General features: G+C 27.6%; 23 protein-coding genes. 1 reads left to right on the top strand and 22 read right to left on the bottom strand.

The features are described from left to right. Nucleotides 1-50: 50 nt before the first annotated feature. From CDIF1296T_RS06685 to CDIF1296T_RS06585, 21 genes are all read right to left on the bottom strand, one after another. Complete coding sequence (locus tag CDIF1296T_RS06685; RefSeq protein WP_003438236.1) at nt 51-2,240, bottom strand: adenosylcobalamin-dependent ribonucleoside-diphosphate reductase; 2,190 nt, start codon at nt 2,238-2,240, stop codon at nt 51-53. A 573-nt stretch (nt 2,241-2,813) separates the two neighbouring features. After that, entirely contained in the window at nt 2,814-4,106 is a 1,293-nt protein-coding gene (gene brnQ, locus CDIF1296T_RS06680; RefSeq protein WP_009896171.1) for a branched-chain amino acid transport system II carrier protein, read from the bottom strand. Nucleotides 4,107-5,224: 1,118 nt separating this feature from the next. Further along, nucleotides 5,225-6,517, bottom strand: a complete 1,293-nt coding sequence (gene brnQ / locus CDIF1296T_RS06675; protein ID WP_003438230.1) for a branched-chain amino acid transport system II carrier protein — start codon at nt 6,515-6,517, stop codon at nt 5,225-5,227. 388 nt (nt 6,518-6,905) lie between these two features. Next, nucleotides 6,906-7,802 (bottom strand): ribosome biogenesis GTPase YlqF, encoded by an 897-nt coding sequence (gene ylqF, locus CDIF1296T_RS06670; RefSeq protein ID WP_003438227.1) that lies wholly within the window; start codon nt 7,800-7,802, stop codon nt 6,906-6,908. Nucleotides 7,803-8,122: 320 nt separating this feature from the next. Continuing rightward, nucleotides 8,123-8,473, bottom strand: coding sequence for a 50S ribosomal protein L19 (rplS, locus tag CDIF1296T_RS06665; RefSeq protein WP_003419350.1), 351 nt, complete (start codon nt 8,471-8,473; stop codon nt 8,123-8,125). 184 nt (nt 8,474-8,657) lie between these two features. Then, entirely contained in the window at nt 8,658-9,353 is a 696-nt protein-coding gene (gene trmD, locus CDIF1296T_RS06660; protein WP_003438222.1) for a tRNA (guanosine(37)-N1)-methyltransferase TrmD, read from the bottom strand. 8 nt (nt 9,354-9,361) lie between these two features. Next, entirely contained in the window at nt 9,362-9,877 is a 516-nt protein-coding gene (gene rimM / locus CDIF1296T_RS06655; RefSeq protein WP_003438220.1) for a ribosome maturation factor RimM, read from the bottom strand. Between the two features lie 107 nt (nt 9,878-9,984). Further along, a complete protein-coding gene (locus CDIF1296T_RS06650) occupies nt 9,985-10,212 on the bottom strand; it encodes a KH domain-containing protein (RefSeq protein ID WP_003419342.1) in 228 nt (75 codons plus the stop codon). Nucleotides 10,213-10,276: 64 nt separating this feature from the next. Further along, complete coding sequence (gene rpsP, locus CDIF1296T_RS06645; protein ID WP_003419338.1) at nt 10,277-10,549, bottom strand: 30S ribosomal protein S16; 273 nt, start codon at nt 10,547-10,549, stop codon at nt 10,277-10,279. A 37-nt stretch (nt 10,550-10,586) separates the two neighbouring features. Further along, complete coding sequence (ffh, locus tag CDIF1296T_RS06640) at nt 10,587-11,939, bottom strand: signal recognition particle protein (protein ID WP_003428334.1); 1,353 nt, start codon at nt 11,937-11,939, stop codon at nt 10,587-10,589. After that, the gene (gene ylxM, locus CDIF1296T_RS06635; RefSeq protein WP_009896164.1) at nt 11,936-12,304 is read right to left on the bottom strand and encodes a YlxM family DNA-binding protein; all 369 of its coding nucleotides are present in this window, start codon (nt 12,302-12,304) and stop codon (nt 11,936-11,938) included. The genes ffh and ylxM overlap by 4 nt, the downstream gene beginning before the upstream one ends. A gap of 102 nt (nt 12,305-12,406) precedes the next feature. Beyond that, complete coding sequence (ftsY, locus tag CDIF1296T_RS06630; RefSeq protein WP_009896162.1) at nt 12,407-13,687, bottom strand: signal recognition particle-docking protein FtsY; 1,281 nt, start codon at nt 13,685-13,687, stop codon at nt 12,407-12,409. A gap of 26 nt (nt 13,688-13,713) precedes the next feature. Next, on the bottom strand, nt 13,714-17,268 hold the full coding sequence (gene smc, locus CDIF1296T_RS06625; RefSeq protein WP_009896160.1) for a chromosome segregation protein SMC: 3,555 nt from the start codon (nt 17,266-17,268) through the stop codon (nt 13,714-13,716). A 27-nt stretch (nt 17,269-17,295) separates the two neighbouring features. After that, nucleotides 17,296-18,366, bottom strand: coding sequence for an elongator complex protein 3 (locus CDIF1296T_RS06620; RefSeq protein ID WP_009896158.1), 1,071 nt, complete (start codon nt 18,364-18,366; stop codon nt 17,296-17,298). Nucleotides 18,367-18,419: 53 nt separating this feature from the next. Then, on the bottom strand, nt 18,420-19,130 hold the full coding sequence (gene rnc, locus CDIF1296T_RS06615) for a ribonuclease III (protein WP_003428341.1): 711 nt from the start codon (nt 19,128-19,130) through the stop codon (nt 18,420-18,422). A 162-nt stretch (nt 19,131-19,292) separates the two neighbouring features. Next, the gene (locus CDIF1296T_RS06610; protein WP_018112788.1) at nt 19,293-19,748 is read right to left on the bottom strand and encodes a CD1247 N-terminal domain-containing protein; all 456 of its coding nucleotides are present in this window, start codon (nt 19,746-19,748) and stop codon (nt 19,293-19,295) included. A 91-nt stretch (nt 19,749-19,839) separates the two neighbouring features. Then, nucleotides 19,840-20,397, bottom strand: coding sequence for an elongation factor P (efp, locus tag CDIF1296T_RS06605; protein ID WP_009889023.1), 558 nt, complete (start codon nt 20,395-20,397; stop codon nt 19,840-19,842). A gap of 311 nt (nt 20,398-20,708) precedes the next feature. Then, nucleotides 20,709-21,233: a hypothetical protein gene (locus CDIF1296T_RS06600; protein WP_009896155.1), complete on the bottom strand. Its 525-nt coding sequence runs from the start codon at nt 21,231-21,233 to the stop codon at nt 20,709-20,711. Beyond that, entirely contained in the window at nt 21,223-21,642 is a 420-nt protein-coding gene (locus CDIF1296T_RS06595) for a hypothetical protein (protein WP_009889019.1), read from the bottom strand. Before CDIF1296T_RS06595 ends, CDIF1296T_RS06600 begins: the two co-directional genes overlap by 11 nt. Before the next feature lie 19 nt (nt 21,643-21,661). Next, nucleotides 21,662-22,378, bottom strand: coding sequence for a hypothetical protein (locus CDIF1296T_RS06590; protein ID WP_018112787.1), 717 nt, complete (start codon nt 22,376-22,378; stop codon nt 21,662-21,664). Continuing rightward, nucleotides 22,362-22,724 (bottom strand): hypothetical protein, encoded by a 363-nt coding sequence (locus CDIF1296T_RS06585; RefSeq protein WP_009892945.1) that lies wholly within the window; start codon nt 22,722-22,724, stop codon nt 22,362-22,364. The genes CDIF1296T_RS06590 and CDIF1296T_RS06585 overlap by 17 nt, the downstream gene beginning before the upstream one ends. Nucleotides 22,725-23,290: 566 nt before the next feature. Here CDIF1296T_RS06585 and sigK point away from each other — a divergent pair. Beyond that, nucleotides 23,291-23,932 carry an RNA polymerase sporulation sigma factor SigK gene (sigK, locus tag CDIF1296T_RS06575; protein ID WP_003428359.1) on the top strand — a complete coding sequence of 214 codons (642 nt, stop codon included), beginning with the start codon at nt 23,291-23,293 and terminating at the stop codon, nt 23,930-23,932. 96 nt (nt 23,933-24,028) lie between these two features. Here the strand turns inward: sigK and CDIF1296T_RS06570 are convergent, their stop codons facing one another. Continuing rightward, complete coding sequence (locus CDIF1296T_RS06570; protein ID WP_009896136.1) at nt 24,029-25,693, bottom strand: peptidoglycan D,D-transpeptidase FtsI family protein; 1,665 nt, start codon at nt 25,691-25,693, stop codon at nt 24,029-24,031. Between the last annotated feature and the right edge of the window lie 26 nt (nt 25,694-25,719).

The following is a 25,719-nucleotide window of genomic DNA, read 5'->3' as shown; positions in this document are numbered from 1 at the left end:
CGTTTTTAAAAATTTAATTTTTAAATATATTAAAATTTTTTAATTAGAGTTTAATTGCATCCACTATAGCCACATTTTAAACATATACTACATCCACCTGTATGTGCAATTCCTTCACTTCCACACTCAGGGCACACAAATTTTTCATCTTCTTCAAAATTTTTATTTATTATTTCTTTGGCTTTTTCATCTTTATTATCTTTTTCTTTTTTATTATTTTTATAATATTCTTTTTTACTATTTTCTTTTTTATCTTCTTTATTATTTTCTTCCTTTTTTTCATTTATTAAAATTCCACTCCTTTTACATCCATCTCTAAATATTGTTACTCCTTTAAGACCAGCCTCCCATGCCTTAATATATATATTGAAAACATCTTCAACTGTAGTTTCAAAAGGTATATTTATTGTAGATGATATAGAAGCATCAATATACTTTTGCCATACTTTTTGCATGTTTATTCTTTCTTCATATCCTATATTCATAGCAGTAACAAAAAAATCTGGTAAACATTCTTCATCTGTAATACCTTTCTTGTCCATATACTCTTTAACAATTGGAGTATATACTTTATAATACACATCCTCATCATGCAAGCTTTCAGTTTTTCTTATATATGAAAGATTAAATATAGGTTCTATTCCACCACTGATACCTATCATTGTAGATATGGAACCTGTAGGAGGTATGGTTAAAAGTTGTGAATTTCTAAGCCCATACTTTTTAACCATTTCCTTAGTGTCTTCATTTAGATTTTCTATAAAAAACTTAGATTTAGAAATATTTTCATATTTATACTCACTAAATGTTCCATATTCTTTAGCAATTAATGCTGATTGCTTCACAGCTTCATTTAACATAGTCTTACCAATTAAATCACATAGTTCTAAAGATTCATCAGAACCATATCTTATTCCCATTTTTATAAGCATATCAGCTATACCCATTACACCTAAACCTATCTGTCTATACTTATGTACACTATCTCTTTGTTCTTGTAATGGATGCAAGTTCAATCCCTCATCTAAGACATCATTTAAAGCTACTACAGCTTCTCTAACGCAAGATTTTAATTTATTAATATCAAAAGTAGCATGTTCACCAAATGGTTGTATTATAAACTCTGACAAGTTTATTGAGCCAAGTAGACAACTTCCTCCACTTGGAAGTGGTTCTTCTGCACAAGGATTTACTCCTGAAAAGCAAAAGTTCTTATCTTCACTCATAAAATTATATGTTTTTATTTTATCCCAAAACAATATACCTGGTTCTGCATAATCCCAGTTATTTTTCACAAATTTATTAAATAAATCATAAGCATTTACTATCTTAACTATTTTTTCTCCAGTAGTTTCAACTTCAAAAGTACAATTATATAACTTTTTTTCTCTTACAGCTTGCATAAATTCATCTGTTACTCTTACAGAAATATTTGCTTTAGTAACCTTCTCCAAATCTGTTTTTATATCTATAAAGTCTTCTATCTCTGGATGATTTACATCCATAGAAATCATAAGAGCTCCTCTTCTCCCTCTTTGACCAATTAAGCCAGTTGTCATACTGTAAAGTTCCATAAAAGAGACTGCTCCAGTCGTATGTTTTGCAGCATTGTTAACTTTCGCTCCTTTTGGTCTTAGCTTTGAAATATCAATTCCAACTCCTCCACCATAACTAAAAGTTCTAGCAAGTTTTTTTGCAGTATCAAATATATCTTCTATGCTATCTTTTGGTGGTTCTATTACATAACAATTAGAATATGTTACTTTTTTTCCCTCTTTCTGTAATCCTCTATTTGCTAAAATTCTTCCAGCAAATAGAAATCTTTTTTGTCTTATTAGTTTTGATATTCTTGAACTATTATTTGAAATTCTCTTTATCCATTCATCAAAACTCTCACCATTATGTCTATACTTGTTCTTCCATATTGATTTTTGTAATTCATCAAACTCCCAAGCTTTAGTCCTTATTTCAGAGCGTCTTTCTCTATATAATATGTAGTGTTTTGCTATATCTTTTCTATTTGATTCCATAAGTAGTACTTCAACTATATCTTGTATTTCTTCTACGGATAAGCATTTTTCCATAGAATTATAGTCATTAGCTATTTTTCTTGATATATCATATGCCAACTCTCTATCTACGCCACCTTCACTATTTATACTAGCTTTATAGACAGCATCTTCAATCTTACTTTTACTAAAAAGTTCTTTTGTACCATCTCTTTTTATTATGTACTTCATTTTTAAACCTCCAATAAATTAGTATTAAATTAATACACACATTAACTATAACTCTAAACAAACTTTTTATATATTTGTATATTTTCATATTAATTATCTAACATAATATATATTATACTATTTTATATTCAATATAACACTCCTTATAGTTTTCTTAACTTGTAAAATATCTTCCTAAAAAACTCAAAAATAATATAAAAAAGTATATAAAAGTCAAATTATACTCTTATATACTTTATTTTTTTATATTTTTTTCATTTTAACTTTGATTAATTAATAAGTATTTAGAAAATAAATTCTTTATTTTTTCTTTACAAAAATATGTATTAGTGTTTTTATATTAATACTAAACACTTATAATATATAATTTAATTTTATTTATAATTATAAATGAATCTTTTTTATTTTATTATCTTTATAAATCATACTACTCCAAAAATAAATTTTTAAATTTATCAAATAGGATTAATAATGTTCTTTTATCTACAATAATTTAATAATTCTTTTAAATATAAAAAGGAATTGCCTATATAATTTAAAGGCAATTCCATAATTATCAATTAGTTTTTATTATTATGCAGTTTTACTGCTTTTAGATGGAATAAAGTTTCCTATTATTCCTGCTATTACAACTGGAACTATCCAGTTAAATCCTAATGAAGCAAATGGTAAGCTATTAACTAGAGGAATTTTTACACCAAAACTTGTTGCAACTGTTAATACACTTACTAATAATGCCATGTATGCAGCACATTTGAACACGTTGTTATTTTTAATTTTATTACTAAATAATGCTAGTATAACTAGAGTTATAGTTGCTGGATATACCATACTTAGTATAGGAGAAGAGAATTGTATTATTGTACTTACTCCAAAGTTTGATATGATTGCACTAAATACACAAACTACTATAACTATATGCTCATACTTTAATTTTCCATCTGTAAGTGTTGAGAAATATTGACCAGCTGCTGAAGAAAGACCTATAGCTGTTGTTAAACATGCTAATGCAACTATAATAGCCAATAAAATTTTACCTGTAGTTCCAAGTAAAGCTGCTGTTATTGCAACTATTAAAGCTGTTTGTTGAACATCTTGTCCATATTGTTGAGACACAGTTGCTCCAAGATAACATAATCCACCATAAACTAATGCCATTCCTATTACTGCAATTACACCTGCACTTATTGTGGCTTTCATCTTTTCTTTCTCACCTGTATAACCTTTAGCTATTACTGACATGATTATAATTGATGCAAATACACTAGCTGCCAATGCATCCATTGTTTGATAACCTTGAGTTATACCTTCTGCAAATACATTTTGTATTAAAGAACTGTCTCTTATTTCTCCTAATGGAGATACGATACCTTTAACTATTAATACTGCCAAAGCTATAAGTAAAGCTGGAGTTAATATTGACCCAACTATATCTACAACTTTTGATGGTCTTATTGTTAAAACCAATACTAGAGCAAAGAATACTATAGAGAATATTACTGGGCTTATTCCAGAACCTATTGTAGGTAATATACCCATTTCATAAGTTGTTGCTGCTGTTCTAGGTATTGCTAAAAGTGGCCCTATACAGATTACCATTGCACATCCTAATGCAATACTTAATCCTTTGCCTGCTCTTGAGAACATCTTCGATGTGTCTCCATTGAACTTAGTTGCTGCTATAACTGCTAATAATGCCAAACCACCATCTGCAAAAAGGAATCCTATGAAAGCTACTAGCCAACTACTTCCAGATAAAACTCCTAGATATGGAGGGAAGATTAAGTTCCCTGCACCAAAAAACATTGCAAATAGTGCAAATCCAATTACAATTACATCTTTAAAATTGATTTGTTTCTCACCCATTTAAAGCACCCCCATTTGAATTTTACTACCTTTTACTAAAAAATAAGTCCAATCTCTTAATTAAATGAAAACCTTTTGACGAGATTTTATTTAATTATACATTTTTGACTTAAATTTGTCAATTATGTTTCATAATTTATAAAATCTTCACAATATTTAATACAACTTTCTTAATTAAACAAAATCAACCTGTATACTTTAAACATAGTTGGTTTTTTGTTTTTTCTCTAATTTTTCTTGATAAAATTAACTATTCCGAATAATTAAAATATTAAGACTTTTTAGATTATTCGATTTATTATTAAGTTGTATTGCTTTATATACTGTATATATCACTCTCCTTTTTTACATTCATATAATCTTTTTAATTCAATTTAAATTTTAAATATTTTGTGTTTATTATATAATCTGAAAAAAAAGCAGTCAATAGCATTTTTAATTTTTTTAATTTTCAAAATTATGATTCTTAAAAAATCGTTTTCCTTTTATCATAACACCTATTTACGTTAATTCTTGTAGTATTTTGTATTTATTTTGCTAAATTGACAGTTAACTTTATTCAATTTTTATTCTACTTGCATAGATTTGCCTCTTGTTTTTTACTCTTAAAACCATTTTTTCTGAAAATTCCTTATTATGATTTATCAACTTATTTTTCTTCATAACAATTACTCTCTAACTTCCAACTTACTTAAACTTTGCAGTTGCTAGTATTCACGTTTACATACTTATATGTCATAATTAACTAAAAATTCTTAATATATCTCTCAATGAAAACAATTTACTCATTTATTTAATACATTTATATAATCATATGTCTTAAATTTTGTTTTATTATTTTATTATTGTCACAATTTTATTTATATTATATTTTTGTAAAAATCATTTAATATGTATACTTAAATTTATAAAATTACTCTAAAATTCTTTTTTAATCTCTATTATTGTTAAAAAATAAACCATATATTTTTTTGATATTTTCTTATACTTTTTCCATATTAAATACAAATAATTAAATATAGAATCTAAAAATAAAAGGAGTTATTTGTACAAATAACTCCTTTTACTTTTAGTTAACTCATTTATTTACAATTGATTATATTTTAATTAAACAAAACTTAGTTTGTTCCAAGTGTATTAGATTGACTCTTTGATGGTATAAAATTACCAATTATTCCAGCTATTATAACTGGCACCACCCAGTTAAATCCTAATGAATTAAGAGGTAAAGAATTTACTACTGGAACAGCTACTCCATAACTAGATATAACTGTTAGTATACTTACAAGCAATGACATATATACTGCTCCTTTGTATACATTATCATTCTTAATTTTTTCATTGAAGAAAGCTAAAATTATTAAAACAATTGATGGTGGATAAACTATACTTAGTATAGGAGATGCTATCTTTATTATAGTTCCAACACCAAAAGATGCTACTACTGCACTGAATACAGATACAGCTAATACTATTTTTTCATAACTCAATTTACCTTTTGTAAGTCTAGAGAAATATTGACCTGTGGCAGATGTAAGACCTATAGATGTAGTTAAACATGCTAATGATACTACTACTGCTAAAATCGCTTTCCCAACATTTCCAAGCAATCCTTCAGTTATATTTACTATTACTTGTGATTGTACTGCATCTGTTCCATACATTGTTGATACAGTTGCCCCAAGGAAACATAATCCTCCATAAACTAGAGCTAATCCTCCACAAGCAAGAACACCCGCCTTACCAATCATTTTCAACTTGTCACTAATAGTAGAATATCCTTTATCATTTAAAGATACTATTAGCACTGATGCAAGTGCTATTGCTGCAAAAGCATCCATTGTCTGATATCCTTGACCTATACCTTCTGCAAATACATTAGGTATCATAGGTTTATCTACTATATCTCCAAGAGGTGATATAATACCTTTTATAATTATAAATGCTAAAGCTATTAGAAGAGCTGGAGTTAAAAACTGTCCAACTATATCTACGACCTTAGAAGGTCTTATTGTTAGTACATATGAAATCGCAAAAAAAAGTATACAGAATAATAACACTGGAATTGAAGTTCCAAACAAAGGCATTATACCCATTTCATAAGTTGTTGCACCTGTTCTTGGTATAGCTAAGAATGGTCCTATACATAAAATATCTGCACAACCTATAAGAATTCCTAACTTCATACCACATCTTTTAAACATTTCAACTACGTTTCCATCGAATTTAGCTGTAGCCATTACTGCTAGAAGTGCCAATCCAGCATCAGCAAACGTAAATCCTAAGAAGGCAATTAACCATTCTGGACCTGTAATTATTCCCAAGTAAGGTGGAAATATTAAGTTACCTGCTCCAAAGAACATTGCAAATAACGCAAATCCAAATACTATAACATCCTTGGTCTTACCCATTATAAAATCCCCCTTTTTAACCTTATTAAATTAATAAAATGTCTCGATTGTTTACGCTTGCATAAGTAAGTTGAATTAAACAATAAGAACTTATTATTAAATTAATAAAATTAAATAAATTAAATTTTTAATATATTGTATTTATTTGTGCTTATTATATATTATACGAAACAAGCAAGTCAATATGCTAAAATTTTAAATAATCACACTCATTTTAATTTTCAAAATATTAGGTATATTTGTCTTAAATTAATATTTTTAAAGGTTTTCTAACCTAATTTATACTTTTATATGGAGATATTTGTCTATATTTCAAAAAAATAAAAAAGCCTTTGCTAAAAGGCTTTTTTAAATTTTTAACATTAAATTTTTGATTTTGTTTTAAAATCTATCTTTTAACGTTTTCTGGAACTTCCAATGTTATATTTCCTATTTTTCCATCTCTAAATTCATTTAATACAGTTGTGGCTATGCGTGTATAATCTAGTTCTTTTTTACCTGTTATAAACCCTCTTTTATGGCCAATCATATCCATAGTTTCAATTGGAGTTTCTCCTAGACAATCTAACTTATATCTGGCTTTCAACTTCTCAGGTTCTATTTTCATAAGTTTCTCTATAAGTCTTAAAGCCAAAGTTTCAGTATCTAAAATCTCATCCTTTATAGCTCTACTAAATGCTAAATTTAATGCAACTTCTTGGTCTTCAAACTTAGGCCAAAGTATTCCAGGTGTATCTAAAAGTTCAAGATTTCCCTTTAATCTAACCCATTGTTTCCCTTTCGTTACTCCTGGCTTATCTCCAGTTTGAGTGCTTTTTCTACCTGTTAATTTGTTTATAAGAGACGATTTACCAACGTTTGGAACTCCAACTATCATTATTCGTATAGCTCTTTCTTTTCTCCCTTTGTCTTTTAAAGAACTCATTTTTTCTCTAGTTACATTTTTACATTCTTCGATTATCTTATTTATACCAACGCCTTTTATTGTATCTACTGGTATAGCTTTGATATTAATTTTCTTATAGTATTCAATCCATTGATTCAATTTATCCCTATCTGCCATATCACTCTTATTAAGTACGACAACTCTTGGCTTATCTCCTACAAGCCTGTCTATGTCTGGATTTTTACTACTAAACGGGATTCTAGCATCCAAAAGTTCAATTACTACATCAATCAATTTTAAGTTATTTTTTACTAACTCCTTAGTTTTTTTCATATGACCTGGATACCAGTTTATATGTAGATTGTCATTCATAAGATACTCTTCGTATTCATTTGACACATGTATCACTCCTTATTAATATTATATTATTATATCCTAATTCCACTTAAAAAATCTATCTTAACAAGCTATAATATTGTCATCTTTTTAACGTCATACTTTACATAATACTGTTCTCTTATTTTTAATATTGTTACAAAATATAATGCAATATTTACCAATTTTATTTTTCATTTTAAAAGCTATAAATTCATAGATAAATAATGTATATTTTCAACAAATATTTCTATTTATTTCTAGTATAATTTTTTGATGTAATTTTCATTAAAATAGAAAGAGGACTGATAAATCAGCCCCCCATTTATAAGTAAAGTTTTTAATTATTTATTTCTAGCTTCTTTTATCTTAGCAGCTTTACCTACTCTACCTCTTAAGTAGTTTAGTTTAGCTCTTCTTACTTTACCTTTTCTAGTAACTTCTATTTTTTCTATTTTTGGAGAGTGAACTGGGAAAGTTCTTTCTACACCAACATTGAAAGACATTTTTCTAACTGTGAAAGTTTCTCTTGCTCCTCCACCTTGTCTCTTTAATACTACACCTTCGAATACTTGTATTCTTTCTCTTTTTCCTTCTATAATTCTAACGTGTACTTTAACTGTGTCCCCAGGTCCAAAATTAGGAACTTCATTTTTTAATTGTTCTTGCTCAATTGCTCTTAGCATTTCATTCATCTTTCTTCCTCCTAGATATCATAGACGTTCTTAACTACCCGACCAGTGTAAACAGAGGAACGCCCGTATTTTCAACATTTTATATTATACTATACTTCAATAGTTATTACAAGCACTTTTATGTTTTTAATTCCATTTATAGGTACTTTATTGTATACATATATATTAATTTTTCATTAGATTTTTATTTTTCATTAGATTTTTTATATAAATCAAATCGTCTTTCTTTGGTTATCCTTATAGATTCTTCTCTTCTCCACTCATCTATCTTCTTATGATTCCCTGATAAAAGCACTTCTGGTACTTTTAATCCTTCAAAATCTCTAGGTCTAGTGTAATGAGGATATTCCAATAAGTTATCTTTAAATGATTCTTCTTCAAATGATTCTTCTTGGTTTAATACACCTGGTATTAATCTCGATATAGAATCTATCATTATAAGTGCTGGGAGCTCTCCCCCAGTTAATACATAATCTCCAATTGAAATTTCATCAGTAACTATTAAATCAATGATTCTCTCATCTATTCCTTCATAATGACCACATAGTAGTATTATATCTTCTTTTAAAGACATCTGCTTTGCCATAGATTGATTGTATACCTTACCTTTTGGAGTAAGATAAATTACACTTGGGTTATTTATATTATGAGTTGTTATTATATGCTTATATGTGTCATATATAGGTTGAGGAGTCATTACCATCCCCGCTCCTCCTCCAAATGGATAATCATCTACTTTTTTATGTTTATTATTAGAAAAATCTCTTATATTATATATATGAACCTCAATTATACCTTTTTCAACTGCTCTCTTCATTATACTTTCATCCATGTACGAATTAAATATTTCTGGAAAAAGTGTCATTATATGAAATCTCATATTACCACCTAATCTATCATTCCCTTAATAGGGTCTATAATCATTTTTCTTTCATCAATATCTATTGTAGGTACAAATTTTTTTATAGCTGGTATCATAAATTCTTTATCTTCCTCACCTTTTACTACATAGACATCATTTGCTGAGTATTGAAGAACATCTTCTAGTATCCCTACATATTTTCCATCTACAGTTAAAACTTCCATTCCAATCATATCTGCTATAAAAAATTCGCCTTCTTCAAGCTCTCTGCTATCTTCTCTAGCTACATACATAAATTTATTTTTTAGTTTTTCTGCTTTCTCTATGCTGTCTATGCCTTTTATCTTCATTATAACCATAGAACCTTTGTATCTTACTTTTTCAACAGCCAATTTATTATTTAAATCTTTTCCCAGATAGAAATCTTTTAATTCATCAAACCTCTCTATATCATCAGTAAGCGGATAAACTCTTACTTCACCTTTTAAACCTTGTGTATTTACTATTTGACCTACCTTAAAATGAGTTAATTTTTCTTTCATGTTATCACCTTCTTAAAAAATTTAATCTTATGTGGTCATATCATCATAAAATCTTAAACTACGCATTTATATAAAAAGGACTAGGCATTATACCTAATCCTCCTATTTTATACTATCTCAAGAGAAACTTTTATATTTTCTCTATTTGCAACAGATCTTACGACAGTTCTTATAGCTTTAGCTATTCTTCCCTGCTTCCCAATAACCTTACCCATATCCTCTTGAGCAACTGTAAGCTTTAAGACGATACCATCATTATCTTCAAATTCCTCAACAACAACTGAGTCAGGATTATCAACTAGAGCCTTAGCTATATCTACAACTAGCTCTTTCATATATTTCATCTCCTAAAGTAACCTTAGCAATGAGCCCTTACTTAAACTAATTGCCAAGAAAAAATTATTTTGCTTGTTTAGAAGCTTCGAATTTTTCTATTACTCCGTTTTTTACAAGTAATTTTTTAACTACTTCTGTTGGCTGAGCACCAGTAGCTAACCATTTTATAGCTTTTTCATCATTTATTCTTACTTGTTTAGGTTCAGAAATTGGATTATAGTATCCTATTTCTTCTATAAATTTTCCATCTCTTGGAGCTCTTGAATCAGCTACTACTATTCTGTAGAAAGGTTTTTTGTTAGCTCCCATTCTTTTTAATCTTATTTTAACTGCCATTACAGTCACCTCCGAATAATTTTTACTTTTTTATATTTTATTTAAAAAAAGGTAAACCGCCTAAGCCGCCCCTTTTCTTCATACTCTTTTGTGAACCAGCAAACATCTTCATCATTTTTTTCATTTCATTAAGTTGTTTTATAAGTCTATTTACATCTTGTACACTAGTTCCACTGCCTTTAGCTATTCTTTTCTTTCTTGAAGCATTTAATACTCCTGGGTTTCTTCTCTCATATGTAGTCATTGACTGAATTATGGCTTTTGTTCTCTTCATTTCTTTGCCATTCAAATCTACATCTCCAAGTTGGTCTTTTACATTTCCCATACCAGGTATCATACCAAGTATCTTGTCAAGAGGTCCCATATTTTGTATTTGTTCCATTTGTTGTAAGAAATCTTCAAAATCAAGCTCTTGTTTTTTAATTTTTTGCTCTAATTCTTTAGCTTTCTCTAAGTCTATATTTTCTTGTGCTTTTTCTATTAAACTTAAGACATCTCCCATACCTAATATTCTTGATGCCATTCTATCTGGGTGGAAAGGTTCTATATCATCTAGCTTTTCTCCCATCCCCATAAATTTTATAGGCTTTTGTGTAACTGCTCTTATTGAAAGTGCAGCACCACCTCTAGTATCTCCATCCAATTTAGTTAATACTACTCCATCAACACCAAGTGCCTCATTGAAGCTTTCTGCAACATTTACAGCATCTTGACCTGTCATAGAATCTACAACCAAAAGTATCTCATGTGGCTTAACTTCTGATTTAATAGACTTTAACTCATCCATAAGTACTTCATCTATATGAAGTCTACCAGCTGTATCTATAATAACTAAATCATTAGCATTTTTAATCGCATGACTTAAACCTGCTTTCGCAATATTTACTGGATTTTCTTTATCTCCCATATTGAATACAGGTATATCCAATTTTTCTCCAACAACTTGAAGTTGCTTTATAGCTGCCGGTCTATAAATATCACAAGCTACTAATAGAGGTTTTTTACCTTGCTTTTTAAAATATCCTCCAAGTTTTCCTGCTGTAGTAGTCTTACCTGCACCTTGCAATCCAACCATCATTAAAATTGTAGGAGGCTTTGAGGAAATCATTACTTTACTTTGTACATCTCCCATTAAACTTGTAAGCTCTTCATTTACAATTTTGATTACATGCTGAGCTGGAGTTAAGCTTTGCATAACTTCTTGCCCAACACATCTCTCTTGAACTTTTTTTATGAAATCTTTAACTACTTTAAAGTTAACATCTGCCTCAAGAAGAGCAAGTTTAACTTCTCTCATAGCATTTTTTACATCTACTTCTGTAAGTTTTCCTTTAGATTTTAACTTACTAAATGCCCCTTGTAGTTTATCAGACAATCCTTCAAATATCATTTTATCATCTCCCTACATACATCTTCTATATTTTCTAGCTTAGGGATTAAATTAGCACAATCTTTATTGTGCAATAAATCTTCTTTAATGTCAATAATTTTATCTTTTATAATCTTAATATTTTTTTCCTGCTCTTGAATCTTTGATACTAAGTGTAACTTTTCTTCATAATCTCTTAGTATTTTTTCTGAACGCTTTAAGGTATCATAAACACCTTGTCTTGATACATTCAGATTTTCACTAATTTCACCTAAAGAATAATCTTCTTCATAGTATAGAGCAACTATTTCTTTCTGCTTGTCAGTTAATAATTCTTTATACTGTTCAAATAACAATCCAATTTCGACCATTTTTTCTATATTCATATCTTACACTTCCTAGCAGTATACTGTAAAGGTTATTTACTTTACACTATTGTATTTTATATCATAACAACACTCTTGTCAACCATTATTTTTAAAAGAACATTAGTTACCAAATAATGCATCTGAAAATGATTTTGCATTGAAATCTTGTAGGTCTTCTACACTTTCTCCAACTCCAATAAGTTTTACAGGTACATCTACTTCTGATTTTACTGCAAGGACTACTCCACCTTTTGCAGTTCCATCAAGTTTTGTAAGTACTATACCTGTTATATCTGCAACTTCTTTAAATGTCTTTGCTTGAACAACTGCATTTTGACCTGTTGTAGCATCCACCACAAGAAGTACTTCACGTTTTGCTTCTGGAAATTCTCTATCTACTATTTTAAATACTTTTCCAAGTTCATTCATAAGATTAGCCTTATTGTGTAATCTTCCTGCTGTATCACATATTAATACATCTGTTTTTCTAGCTTTTGCAGCTTTTATAGCATCAAATACTACAGCTCCAGGGTCTGCTCCCTCTTGATGTTTTATTATGTCTACATTGGTTCTATTTGCCCAAATTTCTAATTGCTCTGTTGCTGCTGCTCTAAATGTATCTGCTGCTGCTAATAAAACTTTTTTACCATCTTTTTTGTATCTATTTGCTAGTTTACCTATTGTAGTAGTCTTACCGACCCCATTTACACCCACCATTAATATTATACATGGTGCTGGTTCTATATCTAGTGTAGAGTTTTCATTTGTAAGAATATCTTCAACTATAGATTTAAGTTCTTCTCTTACCTTTATTGGTTCAGTAATACCTTTTTGCTTTATTTTATCTCTTAGTCTTTCAATTATATCCATAGTTGTATTTACACCAACATCTGCTGTTATTAAAATTTCCTCTAAATCTTCAAGTAATTCTTCATCTATCTTTGTATATGATTTTAAAACTTCATCTATTCTATCAGTTATTCCTTGCTTTGCTTTTGTCAATCCTTGTTTTAGTCTTTCAAACAAGTTAACTTTCTTATCTTCTTTATCTTCTATCTCTTTAGACTCAATTTCATCATAATTTTCTAATTCTTCGACTATCTCTTCTTGAGAATCATTATTTGAAATATTTTCTACCTCTTTTCCATTACTATCCATCTCAACTTCTATTTTTTCAAAGTTTTCGATTTCTTCAGTGCCTTCATTATTGACACTTTCCTCATTTTTTTCTTCAACATCTTCCACTTTATCTATCACTTCTTCTTCAAATCCTGAAAAAATAGTTTCTTCCAAGTTTTCTAAATTATCAACACTGTCTTCAACTTCTATTTCTTCTTCAGCATCTTTTTTTTCTATTTCCTTTTCCTTGTCTTTTCCAAAACCAAATAATTTTTTTAACACTGTTATTCCTCCTATGTCAATCTAAGTTATATAATATCTGTTATTTCCTGAGCTTCTTTTAATTTTAAACTAATAACTTTTGAAATGGCTTTTTCTTGCATTGTAACTCCGTAGATATAATCAGCAGCTTCCATAGTTCCTCTCCTATGAGTTACTGATATAAATTGAGTCTCTTTAGATAAATCCTTCAAAAATTCTCCAAATCTAAATATATTTGCGTCATCAAGTGGCGCTTCAATCTCATCTAATATACAAAATGGTGTTGGCTTTGTAATCAATATAGCAAATAATATACTTATTGCCGTTAAAGCTTTCTCTCCACCAGATAATAGGTTTAAATTTTTCATTTTTTTACCTGGGGGTTGAGCTGTTATTAGTATATCACTTTCTAATAAATTTTCTTTATCTAAAATAGTTAATTCTCCACAACCTCCACCAAATAATCTCTTATATACATATTTAAAATTTTTACTTATTTCTTCAAACTTAATTTCAAATTCAGATTTCATATTTTCTTCTAAAGTATGTATAAGTTTTTCTATCTCTTCCATAGACTCTTCTAAATCTTGCTTTTGTTCGCTATAAAAATCGTATCTTTCTTTTATTTCCTCATATTCCTTTATAGAGTCTATATTTATATTTCCAAGACTTCTTATTTCTCTCTTTAGACTTTCTAAGAATTTTCTATCTATATCCAAATCTTCATCTTTAATTTCCAATGCTTGTACTAAGGTCATATCATATTGCTCAAACAACTTATTTATATATGTGTCTTGACTAGTTTTTAATCTTTCTAATCTTCCACCAACTTTAAATAAACTTTCTTTAAGTTCTATATGCTGTCTATCTATAGTTTTTAATTCTTTATTAATTTCATCAAAACTATTTTTTAAATCATCTTTTGCTATTTTTCTAGTTTCAAGATTTCTATTACTATCCCCTAGTTGTTTTGTTAAATTTTCTTTTTCTTTTTCTTCAGTGAGTATAGAATCTTGTAATTTAATTATTTCATGTTCTTCATAATTTAATGACTCTTCTAATTGTTTATTTTTTTCTTCTAGCTCACAATTTTCACCAGATATTCTTTTTATATCTCTAACTATACTATTGTAAACTTCTGTTTTCTTCACTAAACTTAAGTTCAATTCATCAAATTCAGATTTTTCTTTATCATATAAATCATTGTATCTTTTTATTTCCTCATTCAATGCATCAATTTTTTCTTTATTTTTATTGTATAAATCATCTAACTCTTCCATATCTTTTCTAACATCATCACTTTTTTCAAGTGTATAATTTAGGTTAGAATTTAAATCATTCTTCTCATTTTCTAATTTAGTAATACTACCTTTTAACGATTCAATTTCAGACTCAACATTCTTTATACTTGTACTTTTTATTATTATACTTTTTTCTAAATCTTTTATTTTACTTTCATGTGAATCAATTTCATTTTTGATATTTTTCACATCTTTGTCTAAAGATTCTCTTTTTAATTCTAGATGTGAAATTTCATTCTTGATATTACTTATCTTTTCTGTATATTCATTAATGTATCTTTTTCTCGATAGTATATTCCCATTAGTTTTTAGACTTCCCCCAGTCAAAGAACCTCCTGGATTTAAGATTTCACCATCTAAAGTTACTATTTTAAACCTATGACCAGTTTCTTTTGCAAATTTTATGCCCTCATCTATATTATTTATAAGTATTGTTCTTCCAAGTATATTTTCAATTATATTTCTATACTTTTCATCAAATGTAATTAAATCACTTGCTATTCCTATGAACTTAGTATTTGCTTTTAAATTTCCTAGACTTATTTTATTTGATTTAATTATATTTAATGGAAGAAATGTTACTCTACCTAAATTATTCTGTTTTAGATAGTTTATTGCAGACTTAGCACTAAACTCATTATCAGTTATTATATTTTGCATATAAGCACCAAGAGCTGCTTCTATAGATTTCTCATACTTTTCAGGTACATTTATAATCTGTCCTAATGCTCCATGAACTCCTTTTAAATTTTTATTTTTTAGTACTTCTTTTACTCCTCTATTAAATCCTTCATAATGATTTTCCATATCTATATAGACATTTAACTTTGAATTATATCCATTTAAATTATATTTACTTTTCTGTATTTCATCTTCTAGTTTATTGTGTTCACTAATTGAATCCTGCAAATTAATTGATAATTCTTTATGTCTATTATTTACATTCTTTAAATTTTCATTTTGCATATTAAATTCTTTATTTATAGTATCTAATTCAGATGATTTTATTTCAATATTTTTGTTTAACTCTGTTATCTCTGAATTTATATTTTCATCTCTGATATTCATATTTTCTTTATTTGCGTTTAAAGTAGACAGCTTATTACTAAACTCTTGTTTCTTATTTAATATATCAATTATACTTTCTTTCAATAATTCTATCTCATTATTTAGGGATTCTAACTTAATTTTTTGTTTATCTTTACTTCCTTCCAATACTTTTATATTTTCCTGCAAGGTAGATAGTTCTTCACTACCTGATAATTTATTGCTTTCTAATTCTTTTATGTATTGCTTATTTTCATTTAGCTTCTCTTTTATATCCTTTATTTCTAAATTTTTTCTACTAATTTCATTCGTAAAATTTCTTATTCTTTCCTTAATTAAATTTATTTGGGATTCTTTTTTTGATATAACTCCTTTAATTGAATTTATATAATCTACAGATTTTTCAATTACATCTTGTAATACCTCTACCTCTTTATTAATATCTTCTTGCTTTTTCTCTACAACATTTTTTTGTTCTTCTTTTTCATTGAGCTCCTTTTCAATAACATTACGATGTTCATTAACCTCACTTAATTCTTTTTCTATTCCTTCAATTTCTCTTATAAAGCTATTTACTTCAAGTGTCTTTAATTTTTCACTTATTTCCAAGTACTTTTTTGCCTTTGTCTGTTGATTAAAAAGAGGCTTTAATTGATTTTCAATTTCTATATATACATCATCTATTCTTTCTAAATTTTCCTTTGTATTACTTAAATTCCTTTCTGCTTCCTGTTTTTTATATCTATATTTTGATATGCCACAAGCTTCATCAAAAACTTTTCTTCTGCTTAAAGGATTATTACTTAATATTTCATCTACTTTTCCTTGTTCTATGATTGAATAACCATCTTTTCCAATACCAGTATCTAAAAAGACTTCTTTTATATCTTTTAATCTACAACTTTTATTATTTAGAAAAAATTCACTTTCACCATTTCTATAAGCCCTTCTTCTTATAGTTACTTCTGTAAAATCTAATTCCAATTGATTTTCAGAATTATCAATAGTAAGAGCCACTTCACAATAATTCATAGGTTTTTTTGTATCTGTACCTGCAAATATTACATCTTCGAGTTTATCCCCTCTAAGACTCTTAATACTCTGTTCTCCTAATACCCATCTTACAGCATCAGATATATTACTTTTTCCACTCCCATTTGGTCCTACTATGGCTGTTATTCCTTCTTTAAAAATAATATCTGTTTTTACTGGAAAGGATTTAAATCCCTTTAACTCTAGTCTTTTTAAATACAAATCTTTTCTCTCCCTTCATTATTAAAACTAAAGGTCATAAATGTCATACAATTTTCTATGAATGTCTCTCATATTAGCACTAATTAAACTTTTCCCATCTAACACAATTTCTAATTGATTTATATCTAAATCTGATTCTTGTGTTTTTAAAAGCACACCAAATTTTTCTTCCATATATTTAACATTTGTTTTTTTATTTCCTATGATTTTAGAAATATTCTTTTTATTAGATTTGACCAACATTTGCTTTATATTTTTATTTTGAAAAATAACAAATTCTAAATAATCTTTTATCATATCTGCTTCTACCAACTCTCTAAATGCAGGATGATATGGTCCTGCTAAAACAGCTTTTCCAATTTGTATATCATCAGTAGCTTGAAGCCCAACTCTTATTACATTGATATTATTAACATAAAACAGTACAAGAACTTTTTTTACTATATTTACACTCTCTTCAAGAGTAAATGGATTATATTTATTTTGTTCCATTAACTTTTCAAGACCTGTATCTTTTACTACCAAAGTTGGATAGACTCTAACACAATCTGGTTTTAGCTCTACAAATTTTTTTGCTGTAAATATACACTTTTCTTCTGTGTCAGCTGGAAGACCAATCATCATCTGTAATCCAAGTTTGATTCCACTATTTTTTATCATCTTTGAACTCTTGTATACAATTTCAGATTGATGACCTCTTATACTATCTAATAATACTTTTTCATCTAAGGATTGTACTCCTAGTTCAATTATACTTGTCTTATATTCTTTTAACATACTTAATATATCTTCATCAATACAATCTGGTCTTGTAGACATTCTAATATCTTTTACAAGACCTTTTTCTACATATTCTTTAGCAACTGATAATAAACTTTTTTGTATATCAATATCTATAGCAGTAAAGCTACCACCAAAAAATGCTATTTCTACATCTGCATCTTTATCTATAGTCTCTAAACATTCCTCAATTATATTTCTTGCATCTTCACTAGTAACATCAGTACTCACACCTGTTATTTTTTTTTGATTACAAAATATGCAATCATGAGGACATCCTTTGTGAGGAACAAATATAGGTATAATTCTCTTTTTCATCTACAACATCCTTCTAATATAAATATTTCTTTTTATATTTTTACATATTATATTTATTTTTCCCATAATTTTTTCTTTAAAGCTATTTTAGCAGCTAACTGTTCAGCTTCTTTTTTACTCTTGCCTTCTCCTATACCAAGTACATCGTCATTAATTCCAACTTCCATTACAAATCTTTTATTATGGTCTGGTCCTTTTTCTTCTATAAGCCTGTACCAGATATTATTTTCTCCATTCCCTTGTAACACCTCTTGAAGATGCGTTTTGTAGTCTCTAAATATATTTCCTTTTCTTGAATCATAAATTATATTTTCCATATGATGAAGTATAAACTGTCTTGCACTTTCAAAACCTCCATCAAGATATATAGCAGCTATTACAGCTTCAAATGCGTCTGCTAATATTGAAGTCCTATGTCTTCCTCCTGTTGCTTCTTCTCCTCTACCTAATAACATGTGAATACCTAAATTTATATCATTAGCTACTTCACTTAATGAATCTTCACAGACTATATTTGCTCTAAGTTTAGTTAGTTCCCCTTCGGGCAGATTAGCTTCTTCATTAAATAAATAATCACTTATCACTATGCCTAAAACCGAATCCCCTAAAAATTCCAATCTTTCGTTAAAATTATATTTTTTATTTTCATTAGAATATGAACTATGAGTAAGAGCTTCTAGTATATATTCTTTATTTTTAAATTTATAATTTATAACATTTTCAAATCTTTGTATATTATCTAGTAATTTTTTACTTATTTTCATATTTACATCCCTCCAAAATCCTATTCTATAAATTCTAGTGTACTATTTTTGTCCAAGTATTGCAAAACCAAAATACATAATACCCTTCCTCATAAAAATAAAACTACCTATGAAGCAAAATATCTCATAGGCATCATAGGCAGTTTTAATTCTTATGAATTTTTACTCTCTATCATCATAACTTGAACAACCACCACATGTACAATCATCATCACAATCATCTTCTGATGATAATATCACAGCCTTACAATCAGGACAAACAACATCTACTTCATCATCATATAACAAATCTTCGTCTATTTCTACTAACTCTCCACAATTTGGGCATTCCATTTCTATATAGCTGAAGTCCTCATCATCCTCATCGTCATCTTCTTCATAAAGATCTTCTTCCATGTCAGCAATATCTTCTTCTAAATCTGCTAAATCTTCATCTATAGATTCAACAAAATCTTGAAGTTCTTCTTGTTCTTCATCCAATGTTACAATAGCATCTGCAAATACTTCTAATGCATCAACTATTTTATGTATCATTTTCCCTTCTTTACTTTCAGCACTTATTTCTAGTCCTTCTGCTAGGCCTTTTAAGTATGCAACTTCTTCATATAAATGTTTCATGTAACACCCCTCGCTTTCTTTTTTATATATAAACTAAAAGCTCATATATCTTATATTATTAAGACATATAAGCTTTTATATACATAAATTTTTATACTCTTGATAAATATTCACCTGTTCTAGTATCTATCTTTACTTTATCTCCAGTATTTATAAATAATGGAACTTGAACAACTGCTCCAGTTTCAACTGTAGCTGCTTTAGTTACATTACTTGCTGTATCACCTTTTATACCTGGCTCTGTATCTGTAACTTCTAGCTCTGCAAAGTTTGGCGCTTCCACTTGGAATGGTTGTCCTTGGTAAAATCTTATTGTAGCAACTTCATTTTCTTTTAAGAACTTAATTGCATCTTCAACTTGCTCATAGTTTAATGGTATTTGTTCAAAATTTTCTTGATCCATAAAATAATATAACTCACCATCATTGTATAGATATTGCATTTGTCTTGTATCTATAACAGCCTTAGGGAATTTTTCACTTGGATTGAAACTTTCTTCTCTTATAGCTCCTGTTTTTAAGTTTTTGTATTTAGTTCTAACGAAAGCAGCTCCTTTACCTGGCTTAACGTGTTGAAAATCAACTACTAAACATGGTTGTCCATCTTTTTCAAATGTAACACCTTTTCTAAAATCACCTGCTGATACCATTTTTTGTTCCTCCATATTAAAATAAATTTCTTATTTTTTAGTAAATTTTACATTACTATGCCTTTAAAATTATATCTCTTACTTGAATTCTGTCAAGTCAGGATTACAAATTTTTACTAATATCATAATATCATAAGTTATACAATATAAACAAGTATTTGGCAAATTACTTATTCTATATTTTTATTATTATCCTCTATATTCTTAATCTATACACTTTACATATTGATATTATTTAGTTATATAGTTCTCAATAATTATATTTTATATGACTTATTGATGTCATTTCTTTCTCTTAAATTTATGTATTTTTATATACTTTCACTAAAATTCCATACTTTTATTTTGAAATCAGTCTCATATTTTTGACTACGTTTTGATAATTTCAATTTAATATTAACATATTGACCATTATTAGTAATTGATACATACATTTCATCTACATAATCTCCAATTTCATAACCACCTGCTTGACTACTTTCGCCATTTAAAGAATTTACAAATAACTTATTTCGTCTTTCATTCAATATAATTTCTTTATTACTTATGCCTTCTTCATTATTATTTTCATCTACATATCTACATTTTATAGACGTTGTCTTTTTAAATGTTTCTTCATAATTAGATATATTCATTATTCCCATAGAATTGCCAATAATTCCTTCCATAGATTTTATGATTTCAAGACTTTGTTGTTGTAGTTCTATCTTATCTTCTACTTTTAACTTTAAGTTTATTGTAGACAAAAATATAGAATATAAAACTAGTATAATTATCACCATTGAAGACAATGATACTACACTTTCCAAAAGCAAGTAACCATATTTATGTTTCATATTTTCCCTCTTTCAGAAGTACTCTTCCACTTACAGGTGTTATTGTTATAGTTTTTCTTAATCTATTATTATATATCTCTATTGTAGACGCCTTTTGAGGCGACCCATCAGATTTAAACTTTATTATTTCAATACTCCTAGCTATTTTTGCATTTTTAGGTAGCATTATTGATTTAATGTTTTTACCATCTTTTCTCAATACATAACCTTCGTGTTTACCTTGATTTATATAATATATATATGTATTGTAGTTACTAAACATATTAATTCGCCTAACATACCTTATATCTGAACAAAGTTGACGTGCAAATAAATTTATTTTATGATTTTCAAGATTATCTTTTGGAAAAGATAATGTAACTATCAAGAGTATTATACTGATAGATACTATTAATTCTATTACAGTCACATTCCTTCTTTTTTCAAAGTTATACACCCCTATACTTATATACCTGTACTAGGTTTTTTTCATCAAAATTCTTCTTTATATTTTCAATTATGTTTTGTTTAAGTTCTTCTTCATATTCTTCATCTTCTTCTGTAAATCCACCAACCTCTTGATTCCTTATATTTTCACTTTCATTTTTAAATTGATTTAGAATTTCATTATTTTCAGATGCTTTATAATTATTGAATGTTTTGTCATCAATTTTATTGTTATTAGATTTATCCATATAATCTTCAATGTCAATTCCTATCCATGGATTTTTGATTTTCACTCTTACTTTTATTGCTTTTAAAAATTCTTTTTCTCTAACATTACTTTCTATATCAAATTCAAAAAAATCTCCTCTGTCATAAATAGTATTATTTTCTACTTTTAAAGAAAGTTCTTCTAAACTACTATAAGATGTATCTTTTATTTTTTTTATACATTCAATCATATTATTTCCTAAGAAATATTCTCTAAATTCGTCTTCATTATTAGATACATCAATAGCTTCCTCAACACAAGAAAGTACATTACTTACTGATATTTCTATTCCACTTAAAGAAATTTCTTTTAGTTGAATGTCTTTGTATCCTAACTCAAACATATTATTATGTGTATAAATTAAACCTATACACATAATGCACACAGTACTTATAATAGAAAATATTATCAATGTTATTATTAATATAGAGCCTTTATTTTCTAGTAACATAGCTATTAAACCTCAGTTTTTTAAATTCATTTTTTATCTCTATATTTATTTCATAGCATTGATAATAATCTAAAATTTGCTCTATTCTACTGTTAATTTCATATCCATTTATGTAATTTTTTTCTATCTTATCTTCAATTAACTCATACTTACTATTTTGTATTCTATACTTCTCATCTTCTATATATTTTTTTGCTGTACTTAACATTTCTCTGTCAGATATATTTCTACTGATAAAACTATAACAATTATACAATGATGTAGAAACTAAATAAACAGCCACATATAATATAGCAATACTTATTATACATTCGATTGATATAAAACCACTCTTTCTTATTTTCAATAATAAAAACAACCCCTAAATAGTATTTTATATATAAACATTTAACTATAAGTTTTTTTGTAAATATCTTTTGTAAGTTTTTTCATTGTAATCAAAATTTCTTCCCATACATATATAAATTAACACACCACCTTCATCCTTAACAGTATTAACTATGACTGATACTTTTGCTTGTAATCAACTTTATACAAACAATTAATTACATTTACTTTTTTAAATATTGTAAAATTACACCTCCTATATTCATATTTTTATAGACTCTAATACTTTGCATTAATCTTTTACTTCAACACCAAAACATATATAAATACTATTTCCTTTTATATTTATTGACACCTCAATTCCAATTTATACTTTATAAATCAATAATTTCTTCGCCTTGTTTCATATATATACAACAAAAACTTAAATTTAAATTCCCACTCTTTATGTCATATTCCATTCAAAAGTTTGCAAATATATGTTTTAAATTCTAAAAATATGCATATTATTTTATTAGATAACAGTCAACTTGGATAAGTCTCCTTCATATAATTTAAAGTGACCGTTGAAAAGGGGGTGACCTATTGGCAGCTCTTAAATCTTTTGAAAAACCCTTAACCCCTGAAGAAGAGATTGAGTATTTAACTAAATTTAAAATAGAAAACGATAAAAGTGCAAAAGATACATTAATTGAAAGAAACATGAGATTAGTAGCTTATATAGCAAAGAAATATAATAATTCAACGGAAGATCAGGATGATTTAATATCCATAGGTACAATAGGATTAATTAAAGCTATAGAAACTTATAACATAGATAAAGGAACTCGATTAGCAACATATGCTTCTAGATGTATTGAAAATGAGATTTTAATGAATATTAGATCTAACAAAAAAAATAAAACTCAAGTATCTCTACAAGACCCTATCGGAACAGATAAAGAAGGTAATGAAATAAGTCTTTTAGATATACTTGGTACAGAGGCTAACTATGTTCTTGATGAAGTTGAACTAAAAGTTCAAGTTGGAAAACTTTACGAACAACTAAACAAAATTCTTACTCCTAGAGAAAGAGAAATTGTCCAGTTAAGATATGGGTTAACTCCTTATGGCTATAAGACACAAAGAGAAATTGCACAAAAACTCGATATATCAAGGTCATATGTATCTAGAATCGAAAAAAAAGCTCTTAAAAAACTAGAAAAAGAGCTTGTTCAAGAAAGTTAATACTATATTTTAAAAGGATATATCGTACATCATTAGACAAAATTTTCTATCTAAAATCAAAGTTACGATATATCCTTAAATTTTATAGTACATAATTTATTTTATACTTTCACATATTTCCTTAAATATAGGTGTTGCAGATTTATTTCCTTTTTGAGTTCCTTCTACTAACACAGTTATTACATACTTAGGTCTTTCTTCAGGATAAAATCCTGTTATCCATCCGTGGTCTATAGCTTTTTTATTTAAACTACTTTGAGCTGTACCAGTTTTAACTCCACAACCACCTTCAATATCTTTTAGGTCTTTAGCTGTACCAGTCCTAGATACAGACTTCATATATTCTTTAACTTGTGTACACACATAAGGAGAAATAAGTTCTTCTTTTTTTGAAGACTTATAAGTTTTTATTGTATTCATATTATTGTCCACAAGACTTTTATATAAGTATAGTGGTTTGAATGTTCCATTATTAGCTATTATTTGAGTCATTTGATTTATTTGAAGTGGTGTAAATTCTATATTTTCTTGACCTATAGCTAAATTTCTTATTGATATGTTTTTTGGAGCTTCTCTAATTTTTTCTTCATCAAGACCAATATCAACCTTTTCAAATAAATGTAATTTTTCAGCAGATTTGAGTATCTTTTCTTTTCCAAGTTTCATAGCTATATCTAAAAATGCAGGATTGCATGAATTAGAAAAAGCTTGTCTTAAGTTTTGAAAACCATGACCATCTCTTTTATTACATCGCAGTATTTCATTAGTATTCCCAACTTTAGTCTTACCTGTACAGTTGTAAGTATAGTTCTCATCTATAACACCATTTTCAAGTGCAGAAAATAAAACTACCATCTTAAATACAGACCCTGGTGGATATGTCGCTTTTATAACTCTATTTTCAAATTCTCCATTTTTTCCTTTTAAACTTTTTGATATGTCATTTTGGTCAAAATTAGGTCTAGAGCACATTGCAAGAATTTCACCTGTAGATGCTTCCGAGATTATTGCTGCTGTAGGATTTTCTTCTTTATTTAGTATTTGTTCTAATTTTTTTTGAATGTTATAATCAATAGTAGTTTTTAGATGTCTATCTTTATCCTTATTATCAACAGTTTTTACACTTCCCTTTAGTATGTTTAGAGATTTTTCATTTCCTGCATCTCCAGCTTTAAAAGCACTTATATACTTTTCATTTGAATTTCTAAGTACACTATCCATACTCTTTTCAATTCCTGATTGACCTGATTTATCATCTTCTTTTATATATCCTATTGTATGTGATAATAAACCATCTTTTGCGTACCTCATAGTTTTTTCTTCTACCATTATTCCATTTTTCTCAAGTTCTTTTTTCATACTCTTATCGATATTTTTAGTCTGAATCTGTATTATAGGGCGTGTCAATTGCTCTTGTACAGCTTTATATATATCTAAATCATTCATCTTAGTAGCTTTCTTAATAAGTTCCAAAATTTTATAGTTATTATTTAATTTTTCTTTTTCAACAATTAATATCTGAGATTTACTTGTATCTGTAAGCTTCTTGTTGTTTCTATCATAGATTATTCCTCTTCCACTATTTAACTCGACTTTCTCAACGCTTTGTGATTCAACACTTTGTTTGTATTTATCACCTTTTAATACTTGTATATCAACTAGCCTATAAATTAAAACACTATAAATTATTAAAATTATAGTAAATATACACCAGCTTCTCTTTCCCACTTTTTTCAAAAATGGAGTCTTCTTTTTTGACATGAAATCACCCCTTAGATAATTTCATT

Origin of the sequence: Clostridioides difficile ATCC 9689 = DSM 1296, from assembly GCF_001077535.1 — a bacterium.
Classification (GTDB): Bacteria; Bacillota; Clostridia; order Peptostreptococcales; family Peptostreptococcaceae; genus Clostridioides; species Clostridioides difficile.
Note: the sequence above shows the minus strand (reverse complement) of the source record. Positions and strands in the feature narration are given on the sequence as shown.

Coding starts and splice junctions, on each gene's coding strand:
- ffh (WP_003428334.1), bottom strand. CDS start 11,939: ATGATATTTGAAGGATTGTCTGATAAACTACAAGGGGCATTTAGTAAG.
- CDIF1296T_RS06650 (WP_003419342.1), bottom strand. CDS start 10,212: ATGAAAGAGCTAGTTGTAGATATAGCTAAGGCTCTAGTTGATAATCCT.
- ylxM (WP_009896164.1), bottom strand. CDS start 12,304: ATGAATATAGAAAAAATGGTCGAAATTGGATTGTTATTTGAACAGTAT.
- efp (WP_009889023.1), bottom strand. CDS start 20,397: ATGGTATCAGCAGGTGATTTTAGAAAAGGTGTTACATTTGAAAAAGAT.
- CDIF1296T_RS06610 (WP_018112788.1), bottom strand. CDS start 19,748: ATGAAACATTTATATGAAGAAGTTGCATACTTAAAAGGCCTAGCAGAA.
- rnc (WP_003428341.1), bottom strand. CDS start 19,130: ATGAAAATAAGTAAAAAATTACTAGATAATATACAAAGATTTGAAAAT.
- CDIF1296T_RS06590 (WP_018112787.1), bottom strand. CDS start 22,378: ATGTTACTAGAAAATAAAGGCTCTATATTAATAATAACATTGATAATA.
- CDIF1296T_RS06620 (WP_009896158.1), bottom strand. CDS start 18,366: ATGAAAAAGAGAATTATACCTATATTTGTTCCTCACAAAGGATGTCCT.
- trmD (WP_003438222.1), bottom strand. CDS start 9,353: ATGAGATTTCATATAATGACACTTTTTCCAGAAATATTTAATTCGTAC.
- rplS (WP_003419350.1), bottom strand. CDS start 8,473: ATGAATGAAATGCTAAGAGCAATTGAGCAAGAACAATTAAAAAATGAA.
- CDIF1296T_RS06570 (WP_009896136.1), bottom strand. CDS start 25,693: ATGTCAAAAAAGAAGACTCCATTTTTGAAAAAAGTGGGAAAGAGAAGC.
- rpsP (WP_003419338.1), bottom strand. CDS start 10,549: ATGGCAGTTAAAATAAGATTAAAAAGAATGGGAGCTAACAAAAAACCT.
- brnQ (WP_009896171.1), bottom strand. CDS start 4,106: ATGGGTGAGAAACAAATCAATTTTAAAGATGTAATTGTAATTGGATTT.
- rimM (WP_003438220.1), bottom strand. CDS start 9,877: ATGAAAGAAAAATTAACTCATTTTAAGGTAGGTCAAATAGTAAATACA.
- CDIF1296T_RS06685 (WP_003438236.1), bottom strand. CDS start 2,240: ATGAAGTACATAATAAAAAGAGATGGTACAAAAGAACTTTTTAGTAAA.
- CDIF1296T_RS06600 (WP_009896155.1), bottom strand. CDS start 21,233: ATGAAACATAAATATGGTTACTTGCTTTTGGAAAGTGTAGTATCATTG.
- brnQ (WP_003438230.1), bottom strand. CDS start 6,517: ATGGGTAAGACCAAGGATGTTATAGTATTTGGATTTGCGTTATTTGCA.